Source organism: Parahoeflea alexandrii, from assembly GCF_024105735.1.
GTDB lineage: Bacteria > Pseudomonadota > Alphaproteobacteria > Rhizobiales > Rhizobiaceae > Hoeflea > Hoeflea alexandrii.
On the sequence record NZ_JAAAML010000002.1, the window covers coordinates 227,924 to 252,215 of the forward strand.

The 24,292-nt window shown below is 63.7% G+C and carries 28 protein-coding genes; 8 read left to right on the forward strand and 20 right to left on the reverse strand.

All coding sequences use genetic code 11. The features are described 5' to 3' along the window. The first annotated feature begins 40 nt into the window (after positions 1-40). Positions 41-982: an NAD(P)-dependent alcohol dehydrogenase gene (locus GTW23_RS10805; protein WP_252915770.1), complete on the forward strand. Its 942-nt coding sequence runs from the start codon at positions 41-43 to the stop codon at positions 980-982. Positions 983-1,137: 155 nt separating this feature from the next. Further along, the gene (locus GTW23_RS10810; RefSeq protein WP_252915772.1) at positions 1,138-2,283 is read left to right on the forward strand and encodes a trans-sulfuration enzyme family protein; all 1,146 of its coding nucleotides are present in this window, start codon (positions 1,138-1,140) and stop codon (positions 2,281-2,283) included. A 260-nt stretch (positions 2,284-2,543) separates the two neighbouring features. On the opposite strand, the gene GTW23_RS10815 is transcribed toward GTW23_RS10810, so the two are convergent. The 5 genes from GTW23_RS10815 to GTW23_RS10835 all read right to left on the reverse strand — a co-directional run bounded on the left by GTW23_RS10815 (position 2,544) and on the right by GTW23_RS10835 (position 6,713). Beyond that, a complete protein-coding gene (locus GTW23_RS10815) occupies positions 2,544-3,323 on the reverse strand; it encodes a succinate dehydrogenase iron-sulfur subunit (RefSeq protein WP_252915773.1) in 780 nt (259 codons plus the stop codon). Positions 3,324-3,338: 15 nt separating this feature from the next. After that, positions 3,339-5,174 (reverse strand): succinate dehydrogenase flavoprotein subunit, encoded by a 1,836-nt coding sequence (gene sdhA, locus GTW23_RS10820; protein ID WP_193217448.1) that lies wholly within the window; start codon positions 5,172-5,174, stop codon positions 3,339-3,341. A 12-nt stretch (positions 5,175-5,186) separates the two neighbouring features. Then, positions 5,187-5,561, reverse strand: coding sequence for a succinate dehydrogenase, hydrophobic membrane anchor protein (gene sdhD, locus GTW23_RS10825; protein WP_382265144.1), 375 nt, complete (start codon positions 5,559-5,561; stop codon positions 5,187-5,189). Between the two features lie 28 nt (positions 5,562-5,589). Further along, a complete protein-coding gene (gene sdhC, locus GTW23_RS10830) occupies positions 5,590-5,985 on the reverse strand; it encodes a succinate dehydrogenase, cytochrome b556 subunit (RefSeq protein ID WP_152011177.1) in 396 nt (131 codons plus the stop codon). A gap of 263 nt (positions 5,986-6,248) precedes the next feature. Beyond that, positions 6,249-6,713, reverse strand: coding sequence for a GNAT family N-acetyltransferase (locus tag GTW23_RS10835; protein WP_152011176.1), 465 nt, complete (start codon positions 6,711-6,713; stop codon positions 6,249-6,251). A 237-nt stretch (positions 6,714-6,950) separates the two neighbouring features. Between GTW23_RS10835 and GTW23_RS10840 the strand changes: the two genes are divergently transcribed. Both GTW23_RS10840 and GTW23_RS10845 read left to right on the forward strand, forming a co-directional pair. After that, complete coding sequence (locus tag GTW23_RS10840; protein ID WP_252915775.1) at positions 6,951-7,391, forward strand: hypothetical protein; 441 nt, start codon at positions 6,951-6,953, stop codon at positions 7,389-7,391. Between the two features lie 247 nt (positions 7,392-7,638). Continuing rightward, positions 7,639-7,884, forward strand: coding sequence for a DUF982 domain-containing protein (locus tag GTW23_RS10845; RefSeq protein ID WP_252915776.1), 246 nt, complete (start codon positions 7,639-7,641; stop codon positions 7,882-7,884). Between the two features lie 132 nt (positions 7,885-8,016). On the opposite strand, the gene leuC is transcribed toward GTW23_RS10845, so the two are convergent. From leuC to GTW23_RS10860, 3 genes are all read right to left on the reverse strand, one after another. Beyond that, entirely contained in the window at positions 8,017-9,426 is a 1,410-nt protein-coding gene (leuC, locus tag GTW23_RS10850) for a 3-isopropylmalate dehydratase large subunit (RefSeq protein WP_252915777.1), read from the reverse strand. Positions 9,427-9,701: 275 nt separating this feature from the next. Continuing rightward, positions 9,702-10,238: an MgtC/SapB family protein gene (locus GTW23_RS10855; RefSeq protein WP_252915778.1), complete on the reverse strand. Its 537-nt coding sequence runs from the start codon at positions 10,236-10,238 to the stop codon at positions 9,702-9,704. Positions 10,239-10,296: 58 nt separating this feature from the next. Then, positions 10,297-10,548 carry a hypothetical protein gene (locus GTW23_RS10860; protein WP_252915779.1) on the reverse strand — a complete coding sequence of 84 codons (252 nt, stop codon included), beginning with the start codon at positions 10,546-10,548 and terminating at the stop codon, positions 10,297-10,299. A 115-nt stretch (positions 10,549-10,663) separates the two neighbouring features. Between GTW23_RS10860 and GTW23_RS10865 the strand changes: the two genes are divergently transcribed. After that, complete coding sequence (locus GTW23_RS10865; RefSeq protein WP_252915780.1) at positions 10,664-11,587, forward strand: LysR substrate-binding domain-containing protein; 924 nt, start codon at positions 10,664-10,666, stop codon at positions 11,585-11,587. Between the two features lie 6 nt (positions 11,588-11,593). Here the strand turns inward: GTW23_RS10865 and GTW23_RS10870 are convergent, their stop codons facing one another. The 5 genes from GTW23_RS10870 to GTW23_RS10890 form a co-directional block, all read right to left on the reverse strand. After that, positions 11,594-12,229 carry a class I SAM-dependent DNA methyltransferase gene (locus GTW23_RS10870; protein ID WP_252915781.1) on the reverse strand — a complete coding sequence of 212 codons (636 nt, stop codon included), beginning with the start codon at positions 12,227-12,229 and terminating at the stop codon, positions 11,594-11,596. A 53-nt stretch (positions 12,230-12,282) separates the two neighbouring features. Further along, entirely contained in the window at positions 12,283-13,143 is an 861-nt protein-coding gene (locus GTW23_RS10875; RefSeq protein WP_252915782.1) for a hypothetical protein, read from the reverse strand. A 180-nt stretch (positions 13,144-13,323) separates the two neighbouring features. Next, positions 13,324-14,151: an amino acid ABC transporter permease gene (locus GTW23_RS10880; protein WP_252916302.1), complete on the reverse strand. Its 828-nt coding sequence runs from the start codon at positions 14,149-14,151 to the stop codon at positions 13,324-13,326. A gap of 2 nt (positions 14,152-14,153) precedes the next feature. Then, a complete protein-coding gene (locus GTW23_RS10885) occupies positions 14,154-14,672 on the reverse strand; it encodes a GNAT family N-acetyltransferase (RefSeq protein WP_252915783.1) in 519 nt (172 codons plus the stop codon). An 8-nt stretch (positions 14,673-14,680) separates the two neighbouring features. Continuing rightward, complete coding sequence (locus GTW23_RS10890; RefSeq protein WP_252915784.1) at positions 14,681-15,481, reverse strand: transporter substrate-binding domain-containing protein; 801 nt, start codon at positions 15,479-15,481, stop codon at positions 14,681-14,683. A 775-nt stretch (positions 15,482-16,256) separates the two neighbouring features. Here GTW23_RS10890 and GTW23_RS10895 point away from each other — a divergent pair. Continuing rightward, positions 16,257-16,730, forward strand: coding sequence for a nuclear transport factor 2 family protein (locus GTW23_RS10895; RefSeq protein WP_252915786.1), 474 nt, complete (start codon positions 16,257-16,259; stop codon positions 16,728-16,730). Between the two features lie 396 nt (positions 16,731-17,126). Here the strand turns inward: GTW23_RS10895 and GTW23_RS10900 are convergent, their stop codons facing one another. Continuing rightward, positions 17,127-17,387, reverse strand: a complete 261-nt coding sequence (locus GTW23_RS10900; protein ID WP_252915787.1) for a flagellar basal body protein — start codon at positions 17,385-17,387, stop codon at positions 17,127-17,129. 239 nt (positions 17,388-17,626) lie between these two features. Beyond that, the gene (rplS, locus tag GTW23_RS10905) at positions 17,627-18,193 is read right to left on the reverse strand and encodes a 50S ribosomal protein L19 (RefSeq protein WP_152011165.1); all 567 of its coding nucleotides are present in this window, start codon (positions 18,191-18,193) and stop codon (positions 17,627-17,629) included. A gap of 401 nt (positions 18,194-18,594) precedes the next feature. Between rplS and GTW23_RS10910 the strand changes: the two genes are divergently transcribed. After that, positions 18,595-19,338: a sulfite exporter TauE/SafE family protein gene (locus tag GTW23_RS10910; protein ID WP_252915789.1), complete on the forward strand. Its 744-nt coding sequence runs from the start codon at positions 18,595-18,597 to the stop codon at positions 19,336-19,338. Here the strand turns inward: GTW23_RS10910 and trmD are convergent. The 5 genes from trmD to ffh all read right to left on the reverse strand — a co-directional run bounded on the left by trmD (position 19,323) and on the right by ffh (position 23,108). Next, on the reverse strand, positions 19,323-20,027 hold the full coding sequence (trmD, locus tag GTW23_RS10915; protein WP_252915791.1) for a tRNA (guanosine(37)-N1)-methyltransferase TrmD: 705 nt from the start codon (positions 20,025-20,027) through the stop codon (positions 19,323-19,325). The genes GTW23_RS10910 and trmD overlap by 16 nt on opposite strands. Continuing rightward, positions 20,024-20,617: a ribosome maturation factor RimM gene (gene rimM, locus GTW23_RS10920; RefSeq protein WP_152011162.1), complete on the reverse strand. Its 594-nt coding sequence runs from the start codon at positions 20,615-20,617 to the stop codon at positions 20,024-20,026. Before rimM ends, trmD begins: the two co-directional genes overlap by 4 nt. A 100-nt stretch (positions 20,618-20,717) precedes the next feature. After that, positions 20,718-21,128 carry a 30S ribosomal protein S16 gene (rpsP, locus tag GTW23_RS10925; RefSeq protein WP_152011161.1) on the reverse strand — a complete coding sequence of 137 codons (411 nt, stop codon included), beginning with the start codon at positions 21,126-21,128 and terminating at the stop codon, positions 20,718-20,720. 81 nt (positions 21,129-21,209) lie between these two features. Beyond that, positions 21,210-21,506 carry a chorismate mutase gene (locus GTW23_RS10930; protein ID WP_152011160.1) on the reverse strand — a complete coding sequence of 99 codons (297 nt, stop codon included), beginning with the start codon at positions 21,504-21,506 and terminating at the stop codon, positions 21,210-21,212. 9 nt (positions 21,507-21,515) lie between these two features. Next, on the reverse strand, positions 21,516-23,108 hold the full coding sequence (gene ffh, locus GTW23_RS10935) for a signal recognition particle protein (protein WP_252915792.1): 1,593 nt from the start codon (positions 23,106-23,108) through the stop codon (positions 21,516-21,518). A 446-nt stretch (positions 23,109-23,554) separates the two neighbouring features. On the opposite strand from ffh, the gene trhA reads away from it, so the two are divergent. Further along, positions 23,555-24,190, forward strand: a complete 636-nt coding sequence (trhA, locus tag GTW23_RS10940; protein ID WP_152011158.1) for a PAQR family membrane homeostasis protein TrhA — start codon at positions 23,555-23,557, stop codon at positions 24,188-24,190. The last annotated feature ends 102 nt before the right edge of the window (positions 24,191-24,292 follow it).

The following is a 24,292-nucleotide window of genomic DNA, read 5'->3' on the forward strand; positions in this document are numbered from 1 at the left end:
GCTGAAAGCCATTGCCTATTCCAACTATGGACCGCCGGACGTGCTCAAGCCCGTCGACCTGCCCAAGCCCGCTGCAAAACCCGGTGAAGTCCTGGTCCGGATCCGCGCCACCAGCGTCACCGCGGGCGACTACCGCGCCCGCAGCCTCGACATGCCCCCGGGTTTCGGCCTGGTCGGCCGCCTTGTATTCGGGCCTTTCCGGCCGCGCCGCCAGGTTCTTGGGGCCGAGTTTTCCGGCGTGGTCGAGGCGGTCGGCAGCGACGTCACCCGCTTCGCCCCCGGCGACCGGGTCTTTGCCTATCCCGGCGCCGGCTTCGGCGGCTATGCCGAATACGCGGTGATCGCCGAAACCGCGGCGATTGCCGCCATGCCCGCCGATCTCGATTTCGATGAGGCCGCGGCGATCTCCTTCGGCGGCGCAACGGCGCTCAATTTCCTGCGCGACAAGGCCGGCATCAAACCCGGCGACCGCGTGCTGATCATCGGCGCCTCCGGGACCGTCGGCAGCGCCGCCGTGCAAGTCGCAAAAGCCTTTGGCGCTCATGTCACCGCAACGGCATCGGCTGGCAAGCTCGACATGCTGCATGATCTCGGCGCCGATGAAGTGATCGACCACTCACGTGAGAACCCCGCCGCTGCCCAGAGCGCCTACGACATCATTCTCGACACCAGCGGCACCGCGACATACCCGAAGTATGGATCATCTCTCAAGCCCGGCGGCCGGCTGCTGCTGGTCTCCGCCAACCTGTGGCAACACATCGGCACGCTGTTTGCCCGCAAGAGCGGCGGCCGCAAGGCCTCCGGCGGCTATGCCCCCGAACGCGCCGAGGACCTGCATTTTCTCGCTGATCTTGCAGCCAGGGGAGGGTTCAAACCCCATATCGACAAGCGCTTTCCGCTGGCCGAGGCCGCCCAGGCGCACCGCTACTACGAGAACCCGGCCCGGAAGGGCAACGTTGTCATCACCATTGATCCGGCCTGACCCCCCCGGGGCGACCAGGCCACCTCCTGCCGGTCAGGCCGGAGGTCCAAACAGGCCGTTGAATTTCATCGCCGGACTGCATAGACACGGAGGCTTGAATGGGCGCACCGGCGTCCCGAAATCTGGCCGCGCGGCCAGGGAAAGACCGAGTTCACATGAGCCTCCCCAACGACCTCAAAGCCTCCACCATCGCGGCCCAGGCCGGCGGCGTCATCGACATGCCCTCGGGCGGTGTCGTGCCGCCGGTGCAGCCGTCCACCACCTTCGTCCGCGACGAGGATTACGCGCTGGTCAATCCCGACAACATCTATTCGCGCGACAATTCCGACATCGTCCGCATCACCGAAAATGTGCTGGCGCGGCTGGAGAACGCGGAAGAAGCGCTGCTGTTCCCCTCCGGCATGGCAGCCATCGCCGCGCTGTTCCGCACCCTGCCGAACGGCGCCACGGTTGTGGTTCAGTCGGGCATCTACTGGGGCACCACCAAGTGGCTGCGCGATTTCTCCGCCCGCCGCCAGATTGCCCTGCACGAGGTCGACGCGTCTGATGCGTCGGCACTCGAACAGGCCTGCACCACGCACCGGCCCGCGCTGGTCTTCATCGAAACCCCCTCCAACCCCTGGCTCAAATCAGTCGACATCGCCCGAGCCGCCAGCTGCGCCCACGCGTCCGGTGGTCTGCTCGCCGTCGATTCCACCGCAGCCACCCCGGTGCTGCAGAAGCCGCTGGAACTTGGCGCCGACATCGTCATGCATTCGGCCACCAAGGGCATCAACGGCCATTCCGACGTGCTCGCAGGCGTGCTCGCCACCGCGGCACCCGCAGCAAAGGTCTGGACCGACATCAAGGCCGACCGCCACGATGCCGGCGCCGTCATCGGACCCTTCGAGGCCTGGCTCCTGCTCCGCGGCATGCGCACCCTGCCGTTGCGCGTCGAGCGGATGAGCGCCAATGCGCTCAAGATCGCCAGCTGGCTCAAGGCCCATCCAAAGGTCACGGATGTCTTCTATCCCGGCCTTGCAAGCCATCCCGGCCACAAGGTTGCGGCCCGCCAGATGCAAGGCGGCTTCGGTTGCCTGTTCTCATTCCTGGTTCAGGGCGGCGCGCCCGAGGCGCTCGCGGTGGTCGGCAAGCTCAAGCTGTTTCACCGCGCGACCTCGCTGGGCGGCGTCGAAAGCCTGGTCGAACACCGCCACACCATCGAACCGCACACCGGCATCCCCGAAAGCCTGATCCGCGTCTCGGTCGGCATCGAGGACGCCGACGACCTGATCGCGGACCTGAGCCAGGCGCTGGGGTGAGTTAGGTCGGGGGCTCCCCAATCTCCCCCCTTGCGGGGGAGATGTCGGCATAGCCGACAGAGGGGGGTGAGGCTCACCGTTCTTCGAAAAGCCGGCGGATGCCGAGACATCGCCCCCCCTCTGTCACATCGCCCCCCCTCTGTCACTTCGTGACATCTCCCCCGCAAGGGGGGAGATCGGGAGACGCGAGCCTCAGTTACAATCGGACACAAAAAAGAGGCGCCTGAACGCCCCCTTTTCAACTTCGTATCTTGCCAGCCCTACACCCGGCGCTCCACCATCATCTTCTTGATCTCGGCAATCGCCTTGGCGGGGTTGAGGCCCTTGGGGCAGGTCTGCGCGCAGTTCATGATGGTGTGGCAGCGGTAGAGCCGGAACGGATCCTCAAGATCATCCAGCCGCTCGCCGGTGGCTTCGTCTCTCGAGTCGATCAGCCAGCGATAGGCCTGAAGCAAGACCGCGGGACCGAGATAACGGTCACCGTTCCACCAGTAGCTCGGGCACGAGGTCGAGCAGCAGGCGCACAGGATGCACTCGTAGAGCCCGTCGAGCTTGGCCCGGTCCTCGTGGCTCTGCTTCCATTCCTTGGCCGGTGTTGGCGACACCGTTTTGAGCCACGGCTCGATCGAGCGGTGCTGGGCGTAGAAATTGGTCAGATCCGGCACCAGGTCCTTGACCACCGGCAGATGCGGCAGCGGATAGACCTTCACCGCCCCGTCGATCTCGTCGAGACCCTTGGTGCAGGCGAGCGTGTTGGTGCCGTCGATGTTCATCGCACAGGAACCGCAAATGCCCTCGCGGCAGGACCGGCGCAGCGTCAGCGTCGCGTCGATCTTGTTCTTGATCCACAACAGGCCGTCGAGCACCATCGGACCGCAATCATCGGTGTCGATGTGGAACGTGTCGATGCGCGGATTTTCCGCGTCATCCGGCGACCAGCGGTAGATCTTGAATTCGCGCGTGTTCTTGGCGCCTTCCGGCTTCGGCCAGGTCTTGCCCGGCTTCGGCTGCGAATTCTTCGGGAGTGTGAGTTCAACCATTGTCTCTGTTCCCTCTTAGTACACGCGGGCCTTGGGCGCGATCTTGGCGAGATCGATGCCTTCGGCAATCAGCTCGGTGTGGACGGGACGGTAGTCGAGCCTGACCGCGCCCTTCTCGTCGACCCAGGACAGCGTGTGCTTGCGCCAGTTCTCGTCGTCGCGGCCGCCCATCGGACCATCCTTGTAGTCCTCGCGGGCATGCGCGCCACGGCTTTCCTTGCGCGCCTCGGCCGAGACCACGGTGGTGATCGCATTGGCCATCAGATTGTCGAGCTCGAGCGTTTCCATCAGGTCCGAATTCCAGATCAGCGACCGGTCGGTGACCTTCACGTCGGACAGCTCGCCCCAGATCTCGCCCATCCGCTTGCAACCGGATTCGAGCGATTCCTGGGTGCGGAACACGGCGGCGTCTTCCTGCATGGTGCGCTGCATCTTCTCGCGCAGCTCGGCCGTCGGCGTCGAGCCCGAAGCATGGCGCACGCCGTCGAAGCGGGTCATGATCTTCTCGAACGAAGCCTCGTTGACCGCAGGGATCGCCGAAGTCCGGTCGATCACTTCGCCGGCGCGGATCGCCGCTGCGCGGCCGAAGACCACCAGGTCGATCAGCGAGTTGGAGCCCAGACGGTTGGCGCCGTGCACCGAGGCGCAACCGGCCTCGCCGACGGCCATCAGGCCCGGGGTGACCCGGTCCGGCTGGTCCGTGGTCGGGTTCAGCACCTCGCCCCAGTAGTTGGTCGGGATGCCGCCCATGTTGTAGTGCACCGTCGGCAGCACCGGGATCGGTTCGCGGGTCACGTCGACGCCGGCAAAGATCTTGGCACTTTCCGAGATCCCTGGAAGCCGCTCGTGCAGCACCGCGGGATCAAGGTGATCGAGGTGCAGGAAGATGTGGTCCTTGGCCTTGCCGACGCCGCGGCCCTCGCGGATTTCCAGCGTCATGCAGCGCGACACCACGTCGCGCGAGGCCAAGTCCTTGGCCGACGGCGCATAGCGTTCCATGAAGCGCTCGCCCTCGGAATTGACCAGGTAGCCGCCTTCGCCGCGCGCCCCCTCGGTGATCAGGCAGCCTGCGCCGTAGATCCCTGTCGGGTGGAACTGCACGAACTCCATGTCCTGCAGCGGCAGGCCAGCGCGCGCGATCATGCCGCCGCCGTCGCCGGTGCAGGTATGCGCCGAAGTGGCCGAGAAATAGGCGCGGCCGTAGCCGCCGGTGGCCAGCACCACCATCTTCGCCGAGAAGCGGTGAATGGTGCCGTCATCAAGGTTCCAGGCGACAACACCGGTGCAGCGGCCATCCTCTTCCATCAGCAGGTCGACGGCGAAATACTCGATGAAGAACTCGGCATTGTTCTTCAGCGACTGGCCGTAAAGCGTGTGCAGAATGGCATGGCCGGTGCGGTCGGCCGCCGCACAGGTGCGCTGCACCGGAGGGCCTTCGCCGTAATTCTGCATGTGGCCGCCGAACGGCCGCTGGTAGATCCGCCCGTCCTCGGTGCGCGAGAACGGCACGCCGTAATGCTCAAGCTCGTAGACCGCCTTCGGCGCTTCCATGGTCAGGTACTGCATGGCGTCGACATCGCCGAGCCAGTCCGAGCCCTTGACCGTGTCATACATGTGCCACTGCCACGAATCGGGCGTCATGTTGGTCAGCGAGGCGGCGATGCCGCCCTGTGCGGCGACCGTATGCGACCGGGTCGGAAACACCTTTGAGATACAGGCGGTGCGGAAGCCCTGTTCGGCCATGCCCAGCGTGGCGCGCAGTCCGGCGCCGCCGGCGCCCACCACGACCACGTCATAGGCGTGATCGACAATCGAATAGGCGCGTCCGCCAATGTTGACGCTCGACGTCATTACCATGATCTGTCAGCCTCCGAAGCCGAGTTTGAGAACCGCGAACAGCGAAACGGCGCCGACCGCGATCGAAAAGAATGTGTTGAGGATCAACAGGCTCACCTTCATGCCCTCGGCATGGATATAGTCCTCGATGATGACTTGCATACCGAGCTTCATGTGAATGATGCCGGAAATCACCACCAGGCCCATCAGAACCGCCACCAGCGGGTTGGACAGCGCGCCGGCCACCACCGCATAGGGCTCGCCATTATAGGCGATGATGAAGAAGATGAAGAACAGCAGCAGCGGCACGTTGGCCACCGCCGTCAGCCGCTGCCGCCAGAAATGGTCGGTGCCTTCCTTGGCCGAGCCGAGCCCGCGGACTTTCGAGAGAGGCGTACGCATCTTGTTGGTATCCATATCCCTCTTGCTCCTAGAAACGGGCTGCGTAGCCGGCGATCCAGACCAGGATCGTCAGTGTGATCGAACCCGCGAGTGTCGCCCAAGCCATCTTGGTCGAGGTCGCCGGATCAAAGCCGCGGCCGGTGTCCCAGATGAAATGGCGGATGCCGCCCAGCATGTGATGCAGCAGCGCCCATGTGTAGCCGAACAGCACCAGCCGTCCGAGGATCGAGCCGAAGATCCCGTTGACCCAGTCGAAATAGGCTTCACCCGAAGCCGCAGCCACCAGCCACCAGGCCACCAGCAGCGTGCCGGCGTAAAGCGCCATGCCGGTGAAGCGGTGGACGATGGACATCACCATGGTCGGAATTTGTTTGTAGATGCTCAGGTGCGGCGACAATGGCCGGTTCTGCGTCACATTGGTCATCGGGACCTTGTCCTTTTTTCCCTCAAGAAACCCATCCGCTTCTCCGCAAGGTGATCGGCGGCAGGTTTGCGGAGGTTTTAGTGCGTTATGTGCACCGCGTCAAAGCCCGGTTTGCCATCGGCAGCGCGCCTTTCGTCGAAAGCGAAACGGGCTTTCGCCTTCCATAGCGCTTCAAACGATTCAAAATGCTTAACGGCGGCCACAAGCCCCCGCTTCGCCGCCCGGGAGAGCTTCAAGGGCGCAGGTGGCGTTGCGAAAAACAATCAGCGTGAGTGGTCGAATCGCAGTTCCCAGCTCGAAAAATCCGCCTTGGTGGCAAGTTTTTCATAGAGCTTGCGGCCTTCTTCCGGCTGCCGCGGGGCGTTGAGGATGATTCGCGACCAACCGCGCGCGTCGCTCTCCTCGGCCAGCATGTCGATCATCGCCTGGGCGATGCCCATCTTGCGGTGCAGGTGGCTCACATAGAGATGATCGACCTGGCCGCAGCGCATGCCGGTCACCGGATCCGGAAGGTCGTAGAAGATCACGAAACCGACCAGTTCGCCATCGAGCCGGGCTCCGAAGATCTGGGCGACGCGGTCCTGCAGCAGCGTTTCGGCGTAGTAATCGTCCGGACGGCGCGGCGCACCGCGCTTGAGCGACTGGACATAGGCAGCCAGCAGCGGCGAGAAATGATGCGCGTCATTAAGGCGCAGCAGCGAAATGTCGATGTTCTTGGGCGTACTCATGGCCGGCATGTTTGGTTCAAAGCCGCTTCACGGTCAAGCCTGTAGAAAGTCGCATCGCAGCAGAAATACGCCCGGACCGGAACCGGGGGCGCGTTTTAACGTTAACCGGCGATAGCCACCCCGCCGTCCGTGACTCGCTACCACGCCTGGTGCACAATGAAGCCGGATTTGTCTGCGAAGAACAGACCCGCGCAGCCCGAGCTTAAGCGCAACCCGACCTTCAGGAAGGATACCGCCATGACCGCCACGCTTTTTTCGCACGCCCCGGGCCGCAGGACTGCCCTGGCAGCCCTTGCGTTGCTGGCAGGCTTCGGTATGGCAATTGGCAGTTCTGCCCTCGCAAGTGACCTGAAGCCGCCATCGGGCAAGTCCCGGCTGCTCAATGACAGCGACATCACCATTGTCATCATCGATGACAATGACCGCCGTTCGTCTTCGCGCAGCGGCGGCTCGAGCCGCTCGGAACCGGCACCGGTGCGCGCGCCGTCCGGCAAGGTCAGCCGCGAAGAGGACGACGTTACAATCCGTTTCAGGCGTGACCGCAGCACGGCAACCGGCACCGGCAGCACCGTCACCACCACCGGCACCAGCACCGGAAACCCCGGCCCGAAGATCATCATCGTCGACCGCAACAGCAATGGCTGCGACGGTGGCGGGGTCTGCGTCATCCGGCCCTGAATTTCGGCAGGCTCGCCCTGGAGTGATCCCGCGCCACGGGCGGTACGGGCGACCGTGTGCCTGGCGCATTGCTGGACCAGAGGGACTCGTTTCGGCCGGGTTTTGGCGAATTCTGTCCCGCTACGGGACATGTCAGCGGCCGTCTGGATAGCCGCGAAACCGCATCCTAACCATGCTTTCGGGTTCAGCGTGACCGCCGCTCGCAATAGGCAGACACTGTCTCCATCAAGCCGAAGGAGGAAGTCACATGCGATCGACATCCTGGAATACGCCGCTCACCATCGATGATCCCGAGACGGGGCTCCACAAGACGGTGAAATCCGCCCGGCAGGCGAAGATCCTGCTCCACCGGAACTGGCCGGACACCCATGGCAGCCGCTACCACGTTGCCGAGCAGGCTTGCGAAGAAGTGATCAGCGGCAAGGCGCCGCCCCGCAAGGCACGCCATGCCCTCATCGCCGCAGCCATCGAAGCGCATCTACATGTAAGCTGATGCAGCGGGCGGGACCATGGCGACCGCCACGACCGGATAATGAAGGCCTTAATCGAAAGAACCCGCCGGTCACCCGGCGGGTTCTTTTGTCAGCTTGATTCCTGGGCCGGCATCACGCGGCCTGCAAAAGCCCTATTTCCACTCGCGAATATCGACAAAATGCCCGGCAACCGCCGCGGCCGCTGCCATCGCCGGGGAGACCAAGTGGGTGCGGCCCTTGAAACCCTGGCGGCCTTCGAAGTTGCGGTTCGAGGTCGAGGCGCAGCGTTCGCCGGGCTTGAGCCGGTCGTCATTCATCGCCAGGCACATCGAGCAGCCAGGCTCGCGCCAGTCAAAGCCCGCCGCCTTGAAGATGACGTCGAGGCCTTCGGCTTCCGCCTGTTCCTTGACTAGGCCCGAGCCTGGAACGATCATCGCGTCGACATTGGCGTTGACGGTCTTGCCTTCGACCACCTTGGCCGCGGCGCGCAGATCCTCGATGCGGCCATTGGTGCACGAGCCGATGAACACCCGGTCGATCTTGATGTCGGTGATCGGGGTGCCGGGCTTCAGCCCCATGTAGTCGAGCGCGCGCCATTTCGAGGTGCGCTTGGCCTCGTCCTTGATATCGTCGGGGTTCGGCACCACGCCGGTGACGGCGATCACGTCCTCGGGCGACGAGCCCCAGGAGACGATCGGCGGCAGCGAGGCGGCGTCGAGCCGGACGATCTTGTCGTAATGCGCGCCCTCGTCTGACGGCAGCGTCTTCCAGTACTCGACAGCCATATCCCAGGCCTTGCCCTTGGGCGAGCGAGGACGGTCCTTGAAATAGGCATAGGTCTTCTCGTCGGGCGCGATCAGGCCGGCCCGCGCTCCGCCTTCGATCGTCATGTTGCAGACCGTCATGCGGCCTTCCATCGACAGCGCGCGGATCGCCTCGCCGGCGAACTCGATGACGTAGCCGGTGCCGCCGGCGGTACCGATCTCGCCGATAATGGCGAGAATGATGTCCTTGGCGGTGACGCCCTCGGGCAGCTCGCCATTGACCTCGACCAGCATGTTCTTGGCTTTTTTCTGGATCAGCGTCTGCGTTGCGAGAACGTGTTCGACCTCGGAAGTGCCGATGCCGTGCGCCAGCGCACCGAAAGCGCCGTGGGTCGAGGTATGGCTGTCGCCGCAGACGATTGTTGTGCCGGGCAGGGTGAAGCCCTGCTCCGGGCCGACGATGTGGACGATGCCCTGCCGCTTGTCGTTCTCGTTGAGATACTCAACGCCGAAATCAGCCGCGTTGGTGGCCAGCGCCTCGACCTGGATGCGGCTTTCCTCGTTCTTGATGCCGAGCGCCCGGTCCGGCGAGGTCGGCACGTTGTGGTCGACGACGGCCAGCGTCTTTTCCGGCGCGCGAACCTTGCGGTGTGCGGTCCTGAGGCCTTCGAAGGCCTGAGGGCTGGTGACTTCGTGAACCAGGTGACGGTCGATATAGAGCAGGCAGGTGCCGTCCTCCTGCTGATCGACCAGGTGGTCGTCCCAGATCTTGTCATAGAGTGTGCGCGGTGCGGTCATGGTGGTGGTCCGTGTAAATGATGAAAGAGCATGGATCTGAAGTCCGCCAGCGGGATGGCGGCAGCAACGCAGGCCTCAGGCGCCGAGGCTGGACAGCGCCCCGGAAATGCGCGCGAAGAACCGCGCCGGCAGGCGCTTGTGATCCTGCAGCACAAAGACTTGAGGCGCGAGACATCTGAATTTCGATCCCATGTCCCGGCTCATACCAATTTTTGGACAGACCGGCAATCATATATGAGCTTGGAGCAATAGATGCTCCTGCCGGCCAGGCCGCTTCAGCCGTCGTCACCGGAATCGCCGGACTGTTTGATCGACCGCTCGACCGACCGCTCACTCGGTTTTGGCATGACCCGGGTTTCGAGCCGGCGCACCAGCGCGAGCACCAACCCGCCCAGCAGGCAGGACAACAGCGCCACCGGCCACAGGCCGAGCCCTGCCGAAAGCCCGCAGGCGCCCGCCAGCCACATTCCGGCCCCGGTGGTCAGCCCCTGAACCTTGCCGCGCCGCATCAGGATCGAGCCCGCGGCCAGAAACGCTACCCCGGCGGTAATCGCCTCGACCAGCCGCAGCGGATCGGTGCGGATCTGATCGTCGGAGAAAGCGGGCATGGCGATGATTTCCAGTGCGATGACGGCAAACACCGCAGCCGCCAGCGCGATCATCATGTGGGTGCGCAGCCCCGCCGGCCGTTCGGCGATCTCGCGCTCGAAACCAAGCACGCCGCCCAGGCCGGTGGCAAGAAGCAACCGCACGGCAATCACCTGCCAGGGCAGGCTCGTCGACAACGAGAATTCCTCGATCAGGCCAATCATGCCGGGGTAACGCCGCAGACCGCCGGCTGGTTCCGGCCGCAAGTTCGGCGCAAACGGCTCAGGCCAAGGGCTGGCCGCGCTCCAGCAGTTTCCGGTAATGGGCCGTCCGACGGTCTCGCAGGCTGATCCGGTCAGTGTACCCGATGTCCCGCTTGAGCCGTTCATCCAGCTCGTCGGCAGCCATCACCCTGCGGCCGGGCAGCAGACATGCGAGAAGCCGGCCCGCTCTACGGACTGCAAGGCACAATGGTTTTGCTGGCCCGCAGAGCCGCGCGAACCGGCCCTGCGAAGCGCGATCATGACCGCTCATCGCTCTTTCCTTTTTGGAGGGTGTGGTCTTTTGATGTGTTCTGGAGATAGAGTGACGCACGAAAGCCTGAAATTCCAACGGAATTCCTGTCTGAGCCCATAAAGAGAACTTATCGATGAAACTGTCGAGGAGGGTCCCGCTCAACGCGCTGCGGGTGTTTGAAGCGGTGGCCCGCCATGGCGGGTTTTCCCGCGCCGCCGAAGAACTGGGCATGACCCAGACTGCGGTGAGCTACCAGATCAAGTTGCTGGAGGAGCACATCGGCGAACAGCTGTTCCTTCGGCAACCGCGCCGGATTGTCAACACCGAGACCGCCGAGCGCATGCTGCCAAGCGTCAGCAAGGGCTTCGAGCATCTTGGCGACGCCATGCTGGCCGCCGTCCAGCCATCCAGCCAGACACTGGAAATCCACTCCTCGCCGACCTTTGCCTCGCACTGGCTGGCCCGCAATCTCGGCAGCTTCCAGCTTGCCTGGCCCGGAACAGCCGTGCGGCTGTTGCGTGTGAGCAAGATCACCGATTTCAACCGCGATCCCGCCGATATCTCCATCCGCTGGGGCGTCGGCCCCTGGCCGGAGCAGGAGTGCCATTTGCTCGGCCGGTTTTCCTTTGCCCCGATGCTGAGCCCCGCACTGGCGGCAAGCGCCGGCGGGATAACCGAACCCAGGCACCTGTTGCGCCTGCCGATCATCGGCGCCCAGCAGGACTCCTGGCAAACCTGGTTTGCCAGTGCGGGTGTTGAGCCGCCCGACCTGTCGGTCCACAAGCGCCACAATTACATCGAGCAGGACCTGTGCGCCAACGCGGCGCTGGCCGGCCAAGGCGTCGCCATGCTCAATCACATCTATTTCGCTGAAGAACTCGCTTCCGGGCGGCTGATCGCGCCCTTCAACCATCACTGCAGCGATGATATCGGCATCTGGCTGGTGCACCCGGCAAGCCGGCGCAACAATCCGAAGATCAAGGCGTTCCGGGAATGGATCCTGGCCGCGGTTTCAGCCGACATGCAGCGGACCGAACCCTCGGCAGCCGGATCTTGAGCCCGCTCAGGCCAGCACCTCGAACACGTGTGCACTGACCAGAACGTCCGGCTCATCGAGCGCGAAGGCCCGGAACGGCGGGCTCTGTTCCATTGGCCGCCAGATGCCGCGCGCGCCCAGATCCTCGATTATGGAGCCAAATCCGCCGCTGTGGAAAATCGTGTCCCGCACCGTGAAGATCGCCGCCCCGCCCGGCCTCGTGATGCGGCAGAGTTCTTCAAGGCTCGAGGCCGGAGCGTGTCCCTCTGTGAACACGCCGGTGGAGAAGAACGCGGCGAAATGATTGTCCGCCCAGGGCAGCACCTCGCCGAGCGTGGCGCGCCTGAGATCGTCGTAGGCGTTCCGCGACCCGGCCACCTTGAGCATCTCCTCGGAGAAATCGAGACCGGCGATCCGGTCGTACCCGAGCGCCTTGAGATAGGGCCCGGACAGTCCTGTGCCACAACCCGCGTCGAGCAGCGGCCCGGCGTCCGGCCTGATGTATCGCGCGACCCAGGCCAGCACCTGGAACGGCAGGCAGTAACCGGCGGCCAGGGTGTCGCGGTCGTAGGCGGCGGCCCAGGCGGCGTAGGCAGCGGCCAGCTCGTCCGGTGATCTGGCGGCATAAACCTGTTCGAGTTCCCGATTGCTGCGGTGAGCCATGATTGTCTCCTGCCTGGCCAGAGTTGAATGCCGCCTCCCGCCGTTGGCAGAATTCACTCGTCGAATCTGCGGCCGGGGCGGAACATCGGCTTGTCCCGATTGTCGCCATTCTTGTCGATCAGGTCGATGAGCACCAGTGCACTGGTGCGGCGAAGCCTGCCCGAGCTGTCAAGCGCAAGCGCATAGGAGAGCACAAGAAAGGCAACAAGGTTGATGACCGTCCCCAGCGGCACGACCAGGTCGGGCCTGACCCCGCCCGGCGGAAGCCCGGCAAACACTTCGCCATTTGCAACCGAGAGCGGGAAGAAAAGCAGATCCCTGATGTCCTGCGCCACGGCGACCGGAAGCCCGAGATTGGGCGACAGCGACAGCAGCAGATCCGAACAGACCCACACGCAGCTGCCGACATAGATCACGCCGATCGGGATGCTGCCATAGAGCCGCGTCCGCGCAATCGAATCGGCAAATCCGGGTGTGTATTCCACCTGGAAGCACAACAGCACACCCAGCGTCATCAGCGGCATCAGCTCGAACAGGCTCCAGCGCGGGAAGAACAGAAACAATGACCCGAGATTCACACCCCATAGATTGCCCAGCATGAACAGCGAGGGCAGATACGGCATCAGCAAGGCCAGCGGAAACAGCGCCCACAGCCGCGAGCCGACCGCCAGGCCACGCCCGTAAAATGCCATTGCCCCGACGACAGAAGCGGCAATCAGCAGGCCGGGCTGAAGCCAAAGGCCGAGAACCGCCGCCATCGCCCCGCAAGTCCCGCCGCTGATGCAGCCCTGTCCGGCAATCACCGGGACCACGAACCACAGGGCCTGACCGAAAAACACCGTCCCCAGCGCGAGCAGGCTCAGGAACAGCATGAACCAGCCTGTGAAGCTTCTGGCGGTAAGTCTGGAAGGCACGGATCAATCCCCGGGTTGCACTGGCCGCAACCTGCAAGGGTCAGACTAACAAAACCCTAAATTGAACATGGAAATTTGCAGAAACTCGATGTTTATCAATTGATTGCCGGAAATTCCACCGAGATATAGGGGGTTTTGGCACCGCCTTGTCTGCAGCGGATTTCAACCTCGGGTATCTGGCTAGTCCCGCCCGCCAGAGCGTTCCTCATCGGCACGCCTCAGACGCTTTTCCAGGGCGCGCAACGCCAGCGACAGGCCGACGGTGAGCAGCAGGTAGACATAGGCGACGATCGAATAGGTTTCGAAGAACCGGAACGAGCCCGAGGCATAGACCTTGCCCATCTGCGTCAGGTCGGCGACGCCAAGCACCGAGACCAGCGACGAATCCTTGATCATGGCGATGAAATCATTGCCGAGCGGCGGCAGAATGGTGCGGATCGCCTGCGGCAACACGATGAAACGGAAGCGCTGCAGCGGGTTGAGCCCCAGTGCCTTGGCCGCCTCGATCTGGCCTGTCTCCACCGACAGGATGCCGGCGCGGAACACCTCCGAGATGAAGGCGGAATAGCCGATGGTCAGCGCGATGATCGCCCTCCACAGAAGCGAGACATCGCGCACCAGCATCTCGCCGATCAGCCCTGCCTCGATCAGCGGCGTCATCAGGAAGTTCCACGCCACGACGAAGCCCGGTGCGCCGACAAAGGCGATGTAGAACAACAGCACCAGGATCGGGATGCCGCGGATGATCTCGACATAGAACCGCGCGATCTGCCTGAGCACCAGGTATCGCGACAGGCCCATCACCGCCAGCAGCAGCCCGAAGCCGGTGGCCAGCGCAAAGCCGACGAGGGTGACGAAGATGGTGATCCAGACGCCCCTGGAGACGATGGTGAAGATCTGGCTGTAGAGATCGTTGATCGCAATCTGGATCGCCAGAAACAGCGCGATGGCGCCGGCGGCCAGGAGCCACCAGGGGAAGTCCGGTTTGTCGTCCTGCTTCGGTGCCATTGTCACGGGTGAGAGCTTTCCACCGGTGCGCCGGCCGGCGCCGGGCGCATGAACATCTGCTCCCGCACCCCGCCGCGCCACTGGTCGTTCTCGCTCTCGGAACTGAGGATGAAGCCGTGCCGTTCATAGAGCGCACGCGCCGCCTCAAGTCCGGCAAAGGTGGTGAGCCAGACCGGGCCTGCCGCGACGCTGTCCGCATGCTCGATGGCGCGGCGCATCAGCTCCTTGCCAAGCCCGCTGCCACGTTCGCTGCCGGCGACCACGAACCATCTGAGATGCGCGCCGTCCGGCCCGCCGCCGGTCACGTCCATGCTGATCGAGCCGGCGAGTGCATCGCCGCGCCAAGCGGTCAGGAACAGGTCGCGCACCGGATCCATCCGGGCGAGAAACGCCGCGAGTTCCGCCGCGACCTTGGTCTCGAACGCCTGCCCGAACCCCCATTCGGCCGCATAATAGTCCATGTGCAGGCCGAGGACGCCGCCAAGCGCCCCCGGCCTGTATCCGTCAAGAACGATCGGCACGATCGCTCTCAGCCGCCAAGCTTGTAGTCGAGGAACCACTTTGTGTTGAGCGCGTCGATGGTGCCGTCGGCCTTCATCGCCGCAATCGCCGCGTTGACCGGTGAGACCAGTTCCGAGCCCTTGGGAAAGATGAAGCCGAAATCGTCGGTGCCGAGCGGGCCGCCGACGAGCTTGAGGCCGCCGTCGGAGGCCTCGACATAGCCCTTGCCGGCAACCCCGTCGGTGAGCACCATGTCGACATCGCCGGTCTTCAGCGCCTGCACAGTGGCGCCGAAGGTTTCCATCAGCTTGATGCGCGGATTCTGCTCGTTGCCGTCCAGCACGTCATAGACGGCGACATAGAACGGCGTGGTGCCGGGCTGCGCGCCCACGAGACCGTCCTCGAATGCCGCGAAGGAAGCCGCATCGCTGAACCTCTCCTCGTCGCCGCGCACCAGCATGAACATTTCCGAGCGCATGTAGGGATCGGAGAAATCGACCTTCTCCTTGCGGTCTTCCTTGATCGAGATGCCGGTCATGCCGATCTCGTACTGGCCGTCGGAAACCGACTGGATCATCGCGTCCCAGGAGGTGTTCTGGTACTCGACGGTGAAATTCAGCCGCTTGGCGATCTCGTTCATCGCATCATATTCCCAGCCGATCTGCTCACCGGTCTTTGGATCGATGAACTGCAGCGGCGGATAGGCATTCTCGGTGACCACCACCACCGTCTCGCCGCCAAGATCCGGCAGATCCTGCGCCTGCAGGCTGGCAGCGCCCAGCCCGATGAAGACCGCGGCTGCGGCCGAAACAATTTTGCGAAATGACATGACACTCTCCCTGATGAGGTCTCGGGACTGATTTCCGGGCGCATCGCCTGTCGGCGTGGAGCGCTTGGCCCGCACTTTGCAATGCGGCTCGATGGGCCGCAAGGGGGAGCGTGCAGCAAGCAGAAACCCTCCAGGCGCCGCGACGCGAGGAGTTTTGGAAGGGACAGTCCGGAGGGCCGCGCGCAGGCTGTGCCGTTCGGAAAAGGTTTGGTGTGCATGCCCCGCTTTCGCGGTAGCATGCGGGGTGGCGCAGATTGCGCGCGGGCCCGAATATCGCCGGATGGTGTCCGCATCCGACAGGCGGTCGCGTGCCGCTTGTTCGCCGCCCGGACACGGGCAGCCTTGAGCGACGGGTGGCATCGTCCGGCACGGGTTGGGCCTTGCGTTTATGATCCGGGAACGCCAGGGCGGCTGACACTGCGCCAGACGCCCTTCCCGCATCCGCAAGACGGCCCGCCACAGGCCCGTTTCCACCCTCACCCTGACAGCCGGCCGGCGCTGGCCGGCACAAGGGGCAAGGATTTATCCGGTGGCTGGCTTGGCCGGTCATCCCGTTGGACGTCCCGCAAGGGCATCCCGTTCAGGCTGATCCTGCTGCCAGCGGAACCCGCCGGTGCACCGCCTCCTCCATCGTCCTGCCGCACGTTACGGCAGCCACCCGGAGGCCTTCCTCCCGCTTGGACCGCAACGTTCGCGATCCATCCGGTGACGGGAGCGGCATGAGTGTGGCAGGGGACCTGGAGGGTGTGGAAGAAATGGGGGAGATTTTGGCATTATGGAGAAAGTCCCGCAAACCTTCGGAACGCATGTCCGACAGTTGCATGAAGTGAGATCACAGCTACATTCAAGTGGTGTACCGAGCGAGGCGAAGCCATTGACGAGCGTTCCCAGCCTTGAGGAAATCCAATCCCTCGAAGAAGCCCTTCACCGCCCAGATGTTCGGCGTTCTAGGGAAGCCCTCAAAACGTTGCTCGCAGAAGGGTTTGTGGAATTTGGAGCCTCTGGGAGCATATACGACCGAAGAAACATTATCGATCTTCACGTTCAGGAGAGCGGGGCCGATGATGGTAACTTCCGATCATCGAACTACGTCCTCATGCCCATTTCGAATGACGCGGTCATTTTAACCTACGAAACAGAGCACTCAAATCAGGATGGTTCGAAACGGCGTGTGCTGCGAAGCTCCGTCTGGAAGCATGATGGCCTTAAGTGGCAAATGGTTTTCCATCAAGGTACAGTTAGATCGTAACGCCGTCTTAAGTCCCCATATCAATTTTGTGGCAATTGCTCCACAACGCCGGAGATTTTCATGCGATGGCGCAGCGCGCACCCTCTCCCCATTGGTGGGAGAGACTTCGAAGCGGTGGCCGAAGGCCTCAGCGCGACGCCGCGCGAAGGCTGTATCAGCAGCTTGGCTTCAGCCAAGTGCTAGAAATTCCAAGAGAGGGGGTCGGTTTCGGAGACGGGACCACCCCCTCACCTGAAAAATCTACGACTTGGCGCTATCGCGCCAAGACCGTGACACGCCTTCGCGCGCCGCCGCGCTCAGGCCTTCGTTCGCTGAAATCAACTTCGTTGATTCCTTGCCTGCGGCAATCGCTCCGAAGCCTCTCCCACAAGGGGAGAGGCAGAAACTCCACCAGCCTCAGTCCCTCTTGATGCTCATCAGCACGTCCCAGAGGTCGGCGCCGGTTTCGAACACGAGGGCGTTGGCCGCAAAGCCGGTTTCTGCCTGCTTGAGGGTGAGAAGCTCATTGGCGAGGCTGATCTCGGCGTCGGTTTCGGCTGCGGCATCGGTTGTGGCACCCGGACCGGAATTGGCGATATTGCCGGCAACGGTGGCCAGGCGGTTCTGCTCGGTGCGCATGCCCGAGAGCGCCATGTTCATCATCGAAGAAATCGTCATCCGGACCCTGCCCCGTGCAAATGCGCGCTCACGTGAGCGCCGAGTGTCGCCGATCCGGCTTAGCAGAGGATTAACCCGGTCGTGCGGTTTTGAACGGTTTGCCGCAATTCCGGTCTGCCAGAGCGACAGGCCGGAATCGGCACGGCAATGAAGTCCGGACCCGGAACGCAAAAAAAGCGCCGGTTTCCCGGCGCTTTTTCAACCGACCCCGAAGGATCGTCAAATCATGATGGAGCGGCTTATTCGCTCTTGGCTTCTTCGGCCGGTGCTGCAGCTTCAGCGGCTGCGGCTTCGTCGGCTGCTGCCTTTGCGGCTGCGGCTTCAGCGGCCTCTGCTGCTGCCTTTTCGGCGGCCAGGGCCTCGGCTGCTGCGATCTTCTCGGCCTCGATGCGTGCCTTCTCCTCGGCCAGCGCCTGGCGCTCGGCTTCGTTGAGCTTGCGGGCGCGGGTGCCGGTGTTCTCGACGATACGGGCCGACTTACCGCGACGGTCGCGCATGTAGTAGAGCTTGGCGCGACGCACCTTGCCGCGGCGGACGACTTCAACGGCCTCGACCAGCGGCGAGTAGATCGGGAACACGCGTTCCACGCCTTCGCCGTAGGAGATCTTGCGAACGGTGAAGTTCTCGTTCAGGCCGGAGCCGGAGCGGGCGATGCAGACGCCTTCGAAAGCCTGCAGACGGGTCCGCTTGCCTTCCGTCACGCGCACCTGGACGCGCAGGGTGTCACCGGCGGAGAAATCGGGAAACTTGCGGGAAGCTTCAATCTTGGCGGCCTGTTCGGCCTCCAGCTGGGCAATAATGTTCATGGTCCTTGACCTTTCGTTCTTCTCAAACGGTCAGAGCGCTCTCATCTCGCCATCTTGGCATGTCCCGTTTTCGGGATCATCCTCGAGGCTATGCCGGTGAAGGCAGGAGCGGGTTCACCATTCATTGTTTGGCAGGCGCCGCTGTTGACGCGGCTGTCGGACTTTGCCGATCGCCGGGGCAGATACACCATCGCCGCGGTTTTGTCACGCCCTGCGCCGTGAATTTGTTCACCCCGGTCCGCGCGCGGCACAAGCGGGATATGCCGGGGCGGCTTGCCGATCGGGGCTCCACGGCGAAATCCGCCGCCTGACGAGTGGTGGCGAGGCGCCTGTGGCACACTTGAACCCTCCGCGCCCAGATGCTCTAAGCAGCTTTTCGACTTCAGGCAATCCGGCGCACCATGTCCCTTTTCGATATCGTCCTTCTGTTCAGTGCCGGCTTTTTGTCGAGCGTGGTCAACGCCATTGCCGGCGGCGGTACCTTTCTGACCTTTGGCGCCATGACGCTGGCCGGGGTTCCGCCGATCATGGCCAACGCCACCTCCTCCGTGACCCAGTTTCCGGGCTACGTCACCTCTGCCCTGGCTTACCGCACCGAGATCCGCGAGGCCGGGCGCGAGGTCTGGGTGATCGCAGGACTGTCGATGGTGGGAAGCCTCGCCGGTGCGCTGATCCTGGTGTCGATGTCCAACCCGTCGTTCCGCTCTCTGGTGCCGTGGCTGCTGCTCGCCGCCACCATCATCTTTGCCGCCGGCCCCTATCTGCGACCGAAATCGCTGCATGCCGAACAGCCCATCACCAGGCTCGGCATGGTCGGGCAGTTCCTCACCTCGATCTATGGCGGGTTCTTTGGCGCCGGCATGGGCATCATGATGCTGGCCGTGCTCGGACTGACCAAGGGCGGCGACTATCACAAGCTCAACGCTCTGAAGAACGTCACCGCGGTGGTCATCGCCTTCGTTGCGCTCCTGGTGTTTTCCGGTGGCGGCGTGGTGGCCTGGCTGCCTGCCTTGATCATGATCCCGGCAGGCGCGCTTGGCGGCTATGCCGGTGTCTGGGCCGCACGGCGGGTGCCGCAATCAATCATTCGCGCCCTCGTGGTCGGCGTCGGCCTGCTGCTGAGCTGGTATTACTTCGCCAGCTGATCTTTCCTGTCCTCAAGAAGATCGGGGCGCCGTTCACGCGTCAGCCTGAGTGATTCCGCCTCGCGCCATTCGTCCACGGCCCTGTGATTGCCCGAGGTCAGCACGGCGGGGATTTCGCGGTCTTCAAACACTTGCGGCCGTGTGTAGTGCGGATGCTCCAGCAGCCCGGTCTCGAAGCTTTCATGGGTGCCTGAGGCGGCATTGCCCATGACGCCGGGCAGCACCCGGATCACCGCGTCGAGCAGGATCAGCGCCGCCGGCTCGCCGCCCGAAAGCACATAGTCGCCAATCGAGACTTCTTCGAGATTGCGCGCCTCGATCACCCGCTGGTCGACACCCTCGAACCGGCCGCAGACGATCACCGCGCCGGGACCGTCCGCCAGTTCACGCACGCGTGCCTGGGTCAGCGGCTTGCCCCGCGGGCTCATCAGCAGCCGCGGCCGCACGTCACCCTCCGGACTGACCGCATCGATGGCCCGCGCCAGCACATCGGGCCTCAATACCATGCCGGCGCCGCCACCGGCCGGCGTATCATCGACATTTCGGTGCCTGCCGGTGGCATGGTCGCGAATATTGACCGCTTCGATCTCCGCATCGCCGCGCTCGAGCGCCCGGCCGGCCAGCGACAGACCGAGATGCCCCGGAAACATCTCCGGGTAGAGCGTCAGGATGGTTGCGCGAAAGCTCATTCCGGCCTGTCTTCATCCGGAAGGTCTTCGGGGTCCGCGTCGCCGTTGTCTTCCTGGCCGTCATCCTCGCCGGTGTCGATCAGGCCCGCCGCCAGCGGATCGACCAGGATCCGGCCAGCTTCAAGATCGACCGTCGGCACGGCAGCCAGCGTGAACGGGATCACCACCGGCTTCCGGCCCTCGTCGCGCAGTTCGAGAAGATCACCGCCGCCGAAATCCAGCACGCCCGACACCGTGCCCCAGAACCGGCCTTCCGCGTCCCAGGCTTCCAGCCCCTCGAGATCGGCATGGAAATATTCGCCCTCCTCCAGCTCCTCGTCATCGAGGCTGGAGCGGTCGATGAACAGCTCGAGGCCCTTGAGCGCTTCGGCGGCATTGCGGTCATTGATGCCGCGGAAGCGCACCACGACAACGGTCTTGGCAAAGCGGTGATCGAGGACCTCGAACCGGCGGCCGTCCGCGGTGTAGAGCGCGCCGTATTCGGCAATCGCCATCGGATCCTCGGTGAACGGCTTGACCCGCACCTCGCCGCGAAGGCCCTGCGCCGCGCCGACGATGCCGATGAGAATGGGGTGCTCAAGCTTGGTCATGGACATCTCCGGGGTGGGCAACGCGAAACGGGCGGCATCAAGCCGCCCGCACTATAGCGCAAAACGCCCATCCGTCAGGATGGGCGAGACGCTGTCGCAATTATTCCGCAGCTGCTTCTTCTGCAGGTGCTTCGGCCGGTGCAGCAGCGGCTTCGGCGGCAGCAGCGGCTGCATCCTCTTCCTTCTGCTTCTTCTCGGCGGCGCGTTCCTGCGCCTTCTTGCCGGGCTTGGCCTTGTTCGGGTTGTTGCGGGCATCGCGGGTCATCATGCCGGCTTCAGCCATGAAACGGGCGACGCGGTCGGTCGGCAGCGCGCCGTTGTCGAGCCAATGCTGGATGCGCTCCTGGTTGAGGCTGACGCGGGTCGCGTCGTCCTTGGCCAGCATCGGGTTCCAGTAGCCCAGACGCTCGATGAAGCGACCGTCGCGCGGGCTGCGCACGTCGGCAACGACAACATGGTAGTAAGGACGCTTCTTGGAGCCGCCACGGGCCAGACGAATTTTCAGTGCCATTTTCTTTTCCTTTGAGTAAGCAGACTTGTTGGCTGTTGGGTTGAAACTCTTCGGACGCTGTTCAGCGCCAGATTGGTGAAATCATTTCGAAGCTGCCTGCTTGTGATGCTGGATGACTTCGCGAATGACGAATTCGAGAAATTTTTCGGCGAAATCCGGATCGAGATCGGCGGATTTCGCCAGATCGCGCAGCCGGGCAACCTGCTCGGCCTCGCGATTCGGGTCGGATGGCGGCAGGTCGGCCGAGGCCTTCAGAGCGCCGACGGCCTTGGTCACCCGGAACCGCTCGGCCAGGATATGGATCAGCGCCGCGTCGAAATTGTCGATCGAACGGCGGAATTCCTTCAGCTGCGCCATGGCTTCACTGCTGGTGCTCATGTGCCGCCCTCACTTCTTCTTCGGCAGGCCGGGAAGGCCGCCTCCGCCAAGACCGGGCAGCTTCGGGCCGCCCAGACCGGGCAATCCGCCAGGAAGACCCCCAGGCATTCCGCCCGGCAGGCCGCCCATTCCCGGGGCCTTGCCGAGGCCGGCGGCTTCCGCCTGCTTCTGCAGCGCCTCGAGCTGCTTCGGGTCCATCTTCGACAGATCCGGCATACCGCCCATTCCACCCATGCCGCCAGGAAGCCCCATCTTGGAAGCCAGCCCGCCCATGGCCGCGCGCATCATGCCGCCGCCCTTGCCCTTGCCACCCATGGCCTTCATCATGTCGGCCATCTGCCGGTGCATCTTCAAGAGCTTGTTGATGGCGGCCGCATCTGTGCCGGAACCGGCGGCGATGCGCTTCTTGCGCGAATGCTTGAGCAGGTCGGGATTGGCGCGCTCTGCCTTGGTCATCGAGCCGATGATGGCGAGCTGGCGGGCAAACGTCTTGTCGTCCATGCCGGCCGCCGACATCTGGTCCTTCATCTTGCCCATGCCCGGCATCATGCCCATGATCCCGCCCATGCCGCCGAGCTTCTGCATCTGTCCCAGCTGCTCGGCCAGATCGTTGAGATCGAACTTGCCGGTCTTCATCCGGGCGGCCATCGCCTGGGCCTTCTCGGCGTCGAAATTCTCCGCCGCCTTCTCGACCAGCGAAACAATGTCGCCCATGCCGAGGATCCGGTCGGCGACGCGGCGGGGATGGAATTCCTCCAGCGCGTCCATCTTCTCGCCGGTACCGATCAGCTTGATCGGCTTGCCAGTGACCGCCCGCATCGACAGCGCCGCACCGCCGCGGCCGTCACCGTCCATGCGGGTCAGCACCAGTCCGGAAATGCCGACGCGCTCGTCGAAATTGCGCGCCAGGTTGACCGCGTCCTGACCGGTCAGCGCATCGGCCACCAGCAGGATCTCGTGCGGGCTAGCGCGCTTCTTGATCTCGGCCATCTCCGCCATCAGCGGTTCGTCGATATGCGTGCGGCCGGCGGTGTCGAGGATGACCACGTCGTGGCCGCCGAGTTTCGCCGCCTGCACCGCGCGCGCAGCAATGTCGGTGGGCGACTGGCCGGCGATGATCGGCAGCGTGGCGACCCCGGTCTGCTCGCCGAGCTGGCGGAGCTGCTCCTGTGCCGCCGGACGGCGCGTGTCGAGCGACGCCATCATGACCTTCTTCCGGTCACGCTTCTCGAGCCGGGCCGCGATCTTGGCCGAGGTCGTGGTCTTGCCCGAGCCCTGCAGGCCGACCATCATGATGACGACGGGGGCAGCCGCATTGAGGTCGATCGCAACGCCTTCTTCACCAAGCAGCGCCACAAGCTCGTCATGGACCAGCTTGACCACCATCTGGCCGGGCTTGATCGACTTTACGATCTCGGCGCCGACGGCCTTCTCGCGCACCCGGTCGGTAAAGCCCCGGACCACTTCCAGCGCCACGTCGGCCTCCAAGAGCGCGCGGCGAACCTCGCGCATGGCTTCCGACACATCCTTCTCCGACAGGGCGCCGCGCCCGGTCAGGTTGTTGAGGATGGAGCCAAGCCGGTCCTGGAGATTTTCAAACATTGCGTCGTCCTGTGGTTGCTGGGGTCTCCAGCCAATATGGGACGGGCATTACGCAAAGCCAAACGACACCCGAGGGCGCATCGCGCTGTCGGGTGTTGACCTCCGGTGCTCAGGCGTTTCGCTTGACCGTTCAAACCGGTACGGTTTGAAGAAAGGATTCAAGCGACCATCAGAAACATCCCGGTCGGCGGCTCGGAGTCATGCTCGTCGCAGATTTGAGCGCGATAAACAGGAAAAGCGTGGCGGAGTCAAGGTTGGGGGCTCTTTGGGGCCGACAACGCACTCCGGACAAAGGTTTCGAGAATCATTGTGTCAATCGCCTGGCCACCGCGGCAACCGTTTCCCTACCGGACATAAAAAGCGGCAATATGTCTCTCGGTACCTCCTTATTCCTGAAAGAATGTGCTGCTATCGTCCATTCACTCGCCAAGAAATGAAAGCAAGACATGTATCCCAGCTACACCAGATCAGAACGCGTTGCCGACGGCAGCATGCATGCCATCGGCGTCACCGGGGCGCTGCTTGGTGCGATCCTGTTGCTCGTCTGGGCGGCACCGGTCGCCTCGCCCTGGGAGATCACGGCAATCTCGGTCTATGCGATCACGCTGATAGGCACCTTCACGGCCTCGGCGTTTTATCACATGACCCCGTGGGAAAACCTCCGGCCTGCCTTGCGGCGCATCGATCATGCGGCGATCTACCTGAAGATCGCCGGCACCTACACGCCGCTGGTGGTCATGATCGGTTCGGGCCTCGCCTACGCCGTGCTGGGCATTATCTGGGCCCTGGCGGTGATCGGAATGGTGCTCAAGCTGGTCTTCTGGAGCACTCCCGGCCAGTTTGGCCCCGCGCTCTACCTGATCATGGGCTGGATGAGCGTCGTGCTGTTCTGGTCGTCATGGTCGGACCTGCCCATTGGCTACATCATAGCCGGCGGGCTGCTCTACACCGTCGGCGTGGTCTTCTATGCAGCGAAGAGGATGAAGTTCTCGAACGCCATCTGGCATGGCTTTGTCATCGCCGCCTCGGCCTGTTTCTTCGTGGCCATCACGGTTGCGACGACCCAGCAGGCCGCGGTGTAACGGTCTCATTCCGTCCGGATGCGGACCGGAAACCTCAAGACAGGCTGCAACGCTGGCCGCCTGTGCCGCCGGCGGTGCTTCCGGGTTTCATTGCATCCGTCG

Excerpts from the sequence above, each read along its gene's own strand:
- GTW23_RS10810 (WP_252915772.1), top strand. The coding sequence starts at position 1,138 with ATGAGCCTCCCCAACGACCTCAAAGCCTCCACCATCGCGGCCCAGGCC.
- GTW23_RS10815 (WP_252915773.1), bottom strand. The coding sequence starts at position 3,323 with ATGGTTGAACTCACACTCCCGAAGAATTCGCAGCCGAAGCCGGGCAAG.
- sdhA (WP_193217448.1), bottom strand. The coding sequence starts at position 5,174 with ATGACGTCGAGCGTCAACATTGGCGGACGCGCCTATTCGATTGTCGAT.
- sdhD (WP_382265144.1), bottom strand. The coding sequence starts at position 5,561 with ATGCGTACGCCTCTCTCGAAAGTCCGCGGGCTCGGCTCGGCCAAGGAA.
- sdhC (WP_152011177.1), bottom strand. The coding sequence starts at position 5,985 with ATGACCAATGTGACGCAGAACCGGCCATTGTCGCCGCACCTGAGCATC.
- GTW23_RS10835 (WP_152011176.1), bottom strand. The coding sequence starts at position 6,713 with ATGAGTACGCCCAAGAACATCGACATTTCGCTGCTGCGCCTTAATGAC.
- GTW23_RS10840 (WP_252915775.1), top strand. The coding sequence starts at position 6,951 with ATGACCGCCACGCTTTTTTCGCACGCCCCGGGCCGCAGGACTGCCCTG.
- GTW23_RS10845 (WP_252915776.1), top strand. The coding sequence starts at position 7,639 with ATGCGATCGACATCCTGGAATACGCCGCTCACCATCGATGATCCCGAG.
- leuC (WP_252915777.1), bottom strand. The coding sequence starts at position 9,426 with ATGACCGCACCGCGCACACTCTATGACAAGATCTGGGACGACCACCTG.
- GTW23_RS10855 (WP_252915778.1), bottom strand. The coding sequence starts at position 10,238 with ATGATTGGCCTGATCGAGGAATTCTCGTTGTCGACGAGCCTGCCCTGG.
- GTW23_RS10860 (WP_252915779.1), bottom strand. The coding sequence starts at position 10,548 with ATGAGCGGTCATGATCGCGCTTCGCAGGGCCGGTTCGCGCGGCTCTGC.
- GTW23_RS10865 (WP_252915780.1), top strand. The coding sequence starts at position 10,664 with ATGAAACTGTCGAGGAGGGTCCCGCTCAACGCGCTGCGGGTGTTTGAA.
- GTW23_RS10870 (WP_252915781.1), bottom strand. The coding sequence starts at position 12,229 with ATGGCTCACCGCAGCAATCGGGAACTCGAACAGGTTTATGCCGCCAGA.
- GTW23_RS10880 (WP_252916302.1), bottom strand. The coding sequence starts at position 14,151 with ATGGCACCGAAGCAGGACGACAAACCGGACTTCCCCTGGTGGCTCCTG.
- GTW23_RS10890 (WP_252915784.1), bottom strand. The coding sequence starts at position 15,481 with ATGTCATTTCGCAAAATTGTTTCGGCCGCAGCCGCGGTCTTCATCGGG.
- GTW23_RS10895 (WP_252915786.1), top strand. The coding sequence starts at position 16,257 with ATGGAGAAAGTCCCGCAAACCTTCGGAACGCATGTCCGACAGTTGCAT.
- GTW23_RS10900 (WP_252915787.1), bottom strand. The coding sequence starts at position 17,387 with ATGACGATTTCTTCGATGATGAACATGGCGCTCTCGGGCATGCGCACC.
- rplS (WP_152011165.1), bottom strand. The coding sequence starts at position 18,193 with ATGAACATTATTGCCCAGCTGGAGGCCGAACAGGCCGCCAAGATTGAA.
- GTW23_RS10910 (WP_252915789.1), top strand. The coding sequence starts at position 18,595 with ATGTCCCTTTTCGATATCGTCCTTCTGTTCAGTGCCGGCTTTTTGTCG.
- trmD (WP_252915791.1), bottom strand. The coding sequence starts at position 20,027 with ATGAGCTTTCGCGCAACCATCCTGACGCTCTACCCGGAGATGTTTCCG.
- rimM (WP_152011162.1), bottom strand. The coding sequence starts at position 20,617 with ATGACCAAGCTTGAGCACCCCATTCTCATCGGCATCGTCGGCGCGGCG.
- rpsP (WP_152011161.1), bottom strand. The coding sequence starts at position 21,128 with ATGGCACTGAAAATTCGTCTGGCCCGTGGCGGCTCCAAGAAGCGTCCT.
- GTW23_RS10930 (WP_152011160.1), bottom strand. The coding sequence starts at position 21,506 with ATGAGCACCAGCAGTGAAGCCATGGCGCAGCTGAAGGAATTCCGCCGT.
- ffh (WP_252915792.1), bottom strand. The coding sequence starts at position 23,108 with ATGTTTGAAAATCTCCAGGACCGGCTTGGCTCCATCCTCAACAACCTG.
- trhA (WP_152011158.1), top strand. The coding sequence starts at position 23,555 with ATGTATCCCAGCTACACCAGATCAGAACGCGTTGCCGACGGCAGCATG.